This window comes from Micromonospora phytophila (assembly GCF_023656545.1).
GTDB lineage: Bacteria > Actinomycetota > Actinomycetes > Mycobacteriales > Micromonosporaceae > Micromonospora > Micromonospora phytophila.
The window spans coordinates 1-3,744 of sequence record NZ_JAMOKF010000437.1 but is presented as its reverse complement, the minus strand read 5'-3'; the positions used below and the strand labels follow the sequence as shown (position 1 = coordinate 3,744).

At 71.4% G+C, this 3,744-nt stretch carries 5 protein-coding genes; 2 read left to right on the top strand and 3 right to left on the bottom strand.

All coding sequences use genetic code 11. The annotated features are described in order from the left end of the window. The 3 genes from NCC78_RS29110 to NCC78_RS29100 form a co-directional block, all read right to left on the bottom strand. Window positions 1-571, bottom strand: a 571-nt coding sequence (locus NCC78_RS29110) for a single-stranded DNA-binding protein (protein ID WP_250798543.1), incomplete at its 3' end; no start/stop codon positions are given. Between the two features lie 144 nt (window positions 572-715). Further along, window positions 716-1,792 (bottom strand): IS110 family RNA-guided transposase, encoded by a 1,077-nt coding sequence (locus NCC78_RS29105; protein ID WP_250798539.1) that lies wholly within the window; start codon window positions 1,790-1,792, stop codon window positions 716-718. 277 nt (window positions 1,793-2,069) lie between these two features. Continuing rightward, on the bottom strand, window positions 2,070-2,216 hold the full coding sequence (locus NCC78_RS29100) for a hypothetical protein (protein WP_250798538.1): 147 nt from the start codon (window positions 2,214-2,216) through the stop codon (window positions 2,070-2,072). Between the two features lie 36 nt (window positions 2,217-2,252). On the opposite strand from NCC78_RS29100, the gene NCC78_RS29095 reads away from it, so the two are divergent. Together NCC78_RS29095 and NCC78_RS29090 are read left to right on the top strand one after the other, a co-directional pair. Further along, window positions 2,253-2,669 (top strand): HPF/RaiA family ribosome-associated protein, encoded by a 417-nt coding sequence (locus tag NCC78_RS29095; RefSeq protein ID WP_250798536.1) that lies wholly within the window; start codon window positions 2,253-2,255, stop codon window positions 2,667-2,669. A 100-nt stretch (window positions 2,670-2,769) separates the two neighbouring features. Then, window positions 2,770-3,744: alpha/beta hydrolase (locus tag NCC78_RS29090; RefSeq protein ID WP_250798535.1), on the top strand; the 975-nt coding region annotated here is incomplete at its 3' end.

Sequence of the window (3,744 nt, the reverse complement as noted above, 5' to 3'; positions counted from 1 at the left end):
CGGGTCGAGCGAGCCGTCGAAGGCGGCGTCGGTGGGCAGCCCCCTGGCCGGCCGGGGCCGCGGTGAAGTCGGGCAGCTCGAAGTCGTCGTCGAGCGGCCGGTCGTCGAGCCGGGCGGGGGCCTCCCCGTCGGGCACCGGCTCGGTCGCCTCGCCGTGCACCCGGTGCTCGGCGTCGACGTCCTCCACCGCGCTCGTCGCCATGGTGGGCCGGTTGCGCAGGAACCGACCCCGGCCCCGGGACAGGTCGTGGCCGACGGCGACCGCCTCCAACTCGTAGAGGGTGCGGTGATTGCCGGCGTCGTCGGTCCAGTCGCGGGTGTAGAGCCGGCCGCAGACCACCACCGGATCGCCGACCATCACCGAGGCGGCCACCCCCTCGGCGAGCTTGCGCCAGCAGTTGACCCGGACGCGGAGGCTGTTGCCGTCGACCCAGCGACCGCTGTCGCGGTCGAGGCGGCGGGCCGTCGAGGCGACCTTGAAGTTGGCCACCAGCGTGTTGCTCTGGGTGGTGCGGCGCCACTCCGGGGCGGTGAGCACGTTGCCCACGACCGTGACGTACGTTTCGAACATCGTCCCTCCAGGGGGAGATCGGGCTTGCCATGGCGAGTCGACTCGCCGCCGAGCCTGGCCGCTCGGGGCGACGGGAACCAGCGCCGGACGTCGACCTGTGGACAGCCGGAGCGCCTGATGCTCCTGTAATGCAAGCCGCGCTGGTCAGAGCTCTGCGAGGGCTGTGGATGACGGGGGTCGGATGCGCAGTGATTCCAAGATCAGTGGGTAGAGCTGACGCGCGATGTACCGCTTCAGACATCGGGAGATGTCTTTGTTGCTCAGTCCTTGTTTGCGTCGGCGCTCGACGTAGGTGAGTGTCTCGGGATGGCAGCGCATCCGGTTGACCGCGACGATGTAGAGGGCTCTGTTGGCCATCCTGTCTCCGCCTCGGTTGAGGCGGTGCCGGTCGGTGCGCCCGGAACTGGCGGGGATGGGTGAGACCCCGCAGAGTGCGGCGAAGGCCCGCTCGTCGCGGATCCGCTCCGGGTTGTCGCCGGCGGTGATGAGCAGTTGCGCGGCGACTTCGGGGCCGACTCCGGGCAACTCCAGCAGCTGCGGGGCGGCCTGCTTGAGTAGCACCTGCAGGTCGACGTCGGCGGCCCGGATCTCGCGGTCCAGATCGATGACGCGGCGTGCCAGCCGCCGGATCGCGGTCTTCGTCGCCGCGATCGGGTCGGCGATGTCCATGGCCGGCCGCAGCGCGGCAGCAGTGATGATCAGTTCCGAGTTGCGCAGGTCCAGCAGATGGGTGCGCAGCGGTTCCGGGGCGGTGCGGACCATGCCGACCAGGGCGTTGATCGCGGCGGTGCGCGACTTCACCGCCGAGGTGCGGGCCACGCGGATGACCCGGATGGCCTCCACCTGCCCGTCTCGGTTCTTCGGGGTGGTGCTCGCGGTGCCGGCCAGCACCGCGCGGGCGGCGGCCTCGGCGTCGATCGGGTCGGACTTGCCACGCTGGCGGCGCATTTTACGGTTGGGCCGGTCGACCTCCAGCAGGTGCACGCCTTGGGCGCGCAGGTAGCGGGCCAGGCCGACGCCGTAGCTGCCGGTGCCCTCGATCCCGACCGACCGGACCGGACCGTGGTCACTCATCCAGGCCAGCAGCGCCCGGTAGCCAGCCACCGTGGTGGGGAACTGGCGGTGGCCGAGCATCCGCCCGACCTCGTCGATGACCACGGCGGTGTGGGTGTCGGCGTGGGTGTCGACGCCGCCGATGACTTCGTATTGGTGATTTGTCATGGTGGGCGGTGCTGTCCTTCCAGGTGACCAACCGGGGCAGCACGCACCGTCGGACGGACGGACAGCACGGTGATGGGACCTCTTGCACAGGCTCCTGTCAGGTCACACCCGTCCGTTCGGCGCGTGCACCCGGCGCGGCCGACAAATCAAGCGAAGGGCAGCCGAGGCGCCAGGTGGACAAAGAGTCAGACCAGCGCCGGGGGCACGACGATCATGGCCGACCGGGCAGGACGAAGCATCTCACCGTGGACAAGACCCTGATCTAGGTCCCGCTGTGCTAGAGCCGGAGCCGCCGAACGCCGGATCGACGATCGGGCGCCGGGCGGGTCACGTTCCGGACGGAAGGCGACTGGGTATGGATTTGATCAAGCGCACCGCCGAACAGCACGACGAACGAGAGGTCAGCGATCATGAAGATGACCACCACCGGCACCGTCCACGTCCCCGGCCAGGTGCGGCGATGAGCGCCGTGGCGAACCCGGCCACCGTGGCGGAGTGCCTGCGGGTCGGCGCCGGGTTCTCGCAGGGCGACCGGAACTGGATCGCCGAGCAGTTCGCCACCCTCGACGCCCGGCTGGCCGGCTTCCACGCCGACGCCACCGAGCTGGAGGTGTCGGTCAAGGACCGCGAGGCGAGGGGCCAGAAGGTCACCCTGGAGTGCTGGATCGCCGGCCGGCAGAAGATCGTCACCACCTCCGCGGAGGAGGATCTGCACGCCGCGCTGAACGACGTCCGCGACGACCTGCGGCGGCGGCTCAACGACGCGAAGACCCGGCAGGAGCCGCGGCACAACAAGCACCTGCGCGACGTCAGCCAGCCGACCGCCGAGACCGCGGCCGACGCCGACGCGGAGCGCGTCGACGCCGAGACCGCCTGAGGCGTACGCCCGGAAGGTCCCCGTTCGCCGGGTGCGGGCGGGCGGGGGCCGGGCGCGCCGGGGCTACCGCCGGGTAGCTTCCGGGCGTACCGTCGCGTTCGTGGAACCGGACGTGCTGGGGCCGCCGTACGAGCGGCAGACGATCGAGCTGGGCAGCGACGGCGAGGGACCGGTGGTCGCCACCCTGGTCCGCCGCCGCGCCGACCGCCCCACCGGGCGGGCCGTGCTCTACGTGCACGGCTTCGTCGACTACTTCTTCCAGACCCACCTGGCCGACTTCTTCGCCGAGCGGGGCTGGGACTTCTACGCCCTGGACCTGCGGAAGTACGGTCGCAGCCTGCTGCCGCACCAGACCCCGAACTTCTGCCGCGACATCAGCGACTACTTCCCCGAGCTGGACGCCGCCGCGAAGATCATCCGTGATGACGACGGCCACGACACCCTGCTCGCCATGGGTCACTCCACCGGCGGCCTGATCGTCTCGCTCTGGGCGCACGCCCGCCGCGACGCGCAACTCGTCGACGGCCTCTTCCTCAACAGCCCCTTCTTCGACCTCAACGCCCCGTGGGCGGTGCGGCGACCCCTCGCGGCCGCCGTCTCCCGGCTGGGCCGCCGGGCGCCGCACCGCATCCTCCCGTTCGGGCTCGGCACGGTGTACGGCGAGAGCATCCACGCCGAGCACCGGGGCGAGTGGAGCTACGACCTGGAGTGGAAGCCGCTCGCCGGGTTCCCGGTCCGGGCCGGCTGGCTGAACGCCATCCGCGCCGGCCAGCGGCAGCTGCGCGCCGGGTTGGAGATCCCGGTGCCGGTCCTGCTGGCCTGCTCCACCCGCTCGTTCAAGGGCACGAAGTGGCACGAGTCGGCCACCCTGGCCGACGCCGTCCTGGACGTGGAGCACATGGTCCGCTGGGCGCCCCGGCTCGGCCGGCACGTCACCCTGGCCCGCTTCGACGGCGGCATGCACGACCTGACGCTCTCCGGTCCCGCCGTACGCGAGAAGGTCTTCGAAGAGGTCGGGCGCTGGGCCGACGCGTTCCTCGGCGTCGGGCCGACGGTCCGGCACGACGCCGGCCCG

Bases quoted from the DNA above. Each gene is read 5' to 3' on its own strand.
- NCC78_RS29095 (WP_250798536.1), top strand. From the start codon at position 2,253: ATGAGCGCCGTGGCGAACCCGGCCACCGTGGCGGAGTGCCTGCGGGTC.
- NCC78_RS29105 (WP_250798539.1), bottom strand. From the start codon at position 1,792: ATGACAAATCACCAATACGAAGTCATCGGCGGCGTCGACACCCACGCC.